This window comes from Micromonospora sp. NPDC048930 (genome assembly GCF_043197935.1).
Lineage (GTDB): Bacteria > Actinomycetota > Actinomycetes > Mycobacteriales > Micromonosporaceae > Micromonospora.
Genome location: NZ_JBICUB010000043.1, coordinates 1 through 2,359, shown reverse-complemented (window position 1 = coordinate 2,359; position 2,359 = coordinate 1). Strand labels below are relative to the sequence as shown.

Below are 2,359 nucleotides of genomic sequence, written 5' to 3'. Positions count from 1 at the left end.
TGTCGGCGTACGAGTCCAGGGGTCCAGGTAGGTACGAATGAACGGGACCAGGTGCGGCGTGTCGGCGGGGCTGCTGGCTGTCCGATGAGTGAGACTTCGCCCGGTATGAGATGGTGCGGAGGCGGCGATGGTCCTGCGGTCGGAGCGGTGGCTGGAGTTACGTCGGTTCCGTGCGCTGCATGAGGCGGGGCTGAGCATCTCGCAGATCGCCCGGGAGACCGGGATGGGCCGCAAGACGGTGCGCAAGTATCTGGCGGGGGATGCACCGCCGGCGCCGCCGCAACCGCGGCCGCGGGCAGGCGGACGGGTGTCGGTGTTGAGCCCGTTCGCGCACGTGATCGACGCGTGGCTGCGGGCGGAACTGCTGCTCAAGGGCACGGTCATTCATGAGCGGTTGGTGGAGCAGTACGGGTTCACCGGCACCTACCAGCGGGTGAAGCTGTATCTGCAGGAGGCCCGGCCGCGGATCGCGGCGGAGTTGGGGATCGGTCCGGACGAGCTGGCCGGGTTGCACCGCCGGTTCGAGGTGGTGCCCGGTGCGCAGGCGCAGGTCGACTGGGGCGACGAGGGTGCGATCCTGGCTCACGTCGGCATCGCCAAGGTCTACTCGTTCCACATGGTGCTGTCGTACTCGCGCGATCCGTTCTGCTGCTTCACCACCAGTCAGGACCTGTCGGCGTTCTGGGAGTGCCACCGGCGGGCGTTCGCCCACTTCGGTGGGGTGCCCAAGTCGATCGTCTACGATCGGACGAAAACGGTCGTGCGCCGGCACGTCGCCCCTGGGCAGGCAGTGCCGCTGCACCCGGAGGCGGTCGCGTTCGCCGGGCACTACGACTTCGACATCGACGTTCTCGCGGCCTACCGCCCCACCGGCAAGGGTCGGGTCGAGCGGCAGGTCACCATCGTCCGGGACCACGTCCTGGCCGGGCGTGGCTTCTCGTCGTTGGCGGACCTGGACGCCGCGTTTCAAGCGTGGGTGCCGATGCGCCGGGCTCGAACCCACCGCACCCACGGCGAGGTCATCGGTGTCCGCGCCGCCCGCGACCACGCCGCCCTGCGACCGTTACCGGCCCGGCCGTATGTGGTCGCCGTCCGGCATCTGCGGCATGTCGGCAAGGACTGCCTGGTCGCCTACGACGCGAACCTCTACTCGGTCCCGGCCCGCCGGGTCCGCCACCGGCAGCTGGTCGAGGTCCGGGCCACCGCCGCGACCATCGCCATCCACGCCACCATCCCCGACCAGCACGGCGAGACCCTGCTGGCCACCCACCCGAGGGCGGTCGGACGCGGCGCCCGCATCGTCGACCCCACCCACTGGGACGGCCTGCCCGACGGACACACCCGCGCGACCACCACCGGCGACACCCCGGCGCCACGCACCCGCCCCGCACCCGGCGGCGGTCCGTTGCAGGCGCTGCTGAACCGGGCCGCCGCAGCCCAGGTCACCGTCGACCGCCGGCCGCTGTCGGTCTATGACCAGATCGCCGGCACCAGCCCTTTCACCACCGCACGCAGCTACCCGAAGGGCACGACCTCGTGAGTGACCTCGTCGCCGACCGCATCCGGGCCACCGCTACCAGGCTCGGTCTGCCGCACCTGGCCCGGACCCTCGCGGACCTCACGGCCCGCGCCGACACCGAGGCCATGGGCTACCTGGACTTCCTCGACCTGGTCCTCGAAGAAGAACTGGCCGTCCGCGACGAGCGTCGCTTCCGCAACGGGCTACGCCTGTCGAAGCTGCCGCACCACAAGACCCTCGACGAATACGACTTCGCGTTCCAACCCGAGTTGGACCCGCGCAAGATCAGGGACCTGGCCACCCTCGCGTTCGTGCAGGCCAAAGCCAACGTCGCCCTGCTCGGCCCGCCCGGCGTCGGCAAGACCCACATCGCCGTCGCCCTCGCGGTCGCCGCCTGCCGAGCCGGGTTCACCGTCTACTTCACCAGCCTCGACGACATGGTCCGCCACCTCACCGCCGCCGACGCCATCGGACGCCTGGCCCGCAAGCTGCACACCTACCTGCGGCCGAACGTCCTCGTGATCGACGAGGTCGGCTACCAGCCCCTCGAACGGGCCCAGGCCAACCTCGTCTTCCAAGTGATCTCGAAGCGCTACGAGAAGGGCTCTACCCTGCTCACTTCGAACAAGAGCTTCGGCGAATGGGGCCAGGTCTTCGGCGACGAAGTCCTCGCCACCGCCATCCTCGACCGCCTCCTGCACCACTGCGACGTCGTGGCCATCAACGGACCCAGCTACCGACTCAAGAACCGCCTCACCGCCATCGACGGCCAAGCCAACGTCGCCTGACCTGGTCCCGTTCATTCGTACCTACCTGGACCCACGAACTCGTACGCCGACA

At 69.7% G+C, this 2,359-nt stretch carries 2 protein-coding genes; both read left to right on the top strand.

The features are described from left to right. Positions 1-127: 127 nt before the first annotated feature. Positions 128-1,540, top strand: coding sequence for an IS21 family transposase (gene istA, locus ACGFI9_RS37860; protein WP_393186020.1), 1,413 nt, complete (start codon positions 128-130; stop codon positions 1,538-1,540). Beyond that, positions 1,537-2,307 (top strand): IS21-like element helper ATPase IstB, encoded by a 771-nt coding sequence (istB, locus tag ACGFI9_RS37855; protein ID WP_393186018.1) that lies wholly within the window; start codon positions 1,537-1,539, stop codon positions 2,305-2,307. The genes istA and istB overlap by 4 nt, the downstream gene beginning before the upstream one ends. The last annotated feature ends 52 nt before the right edge of the window (positions 2,308-2,359 follow it).

What these genes read in the sequence shown, in the direction of transcription:
- istA (WP_393186020.1), top strand. Translation starts at nt 128, where the DNA reads ATGGTCCTGCGGTCGGAGCGGTGGCTGGAGTTACGTCGGTTCCGTGCG.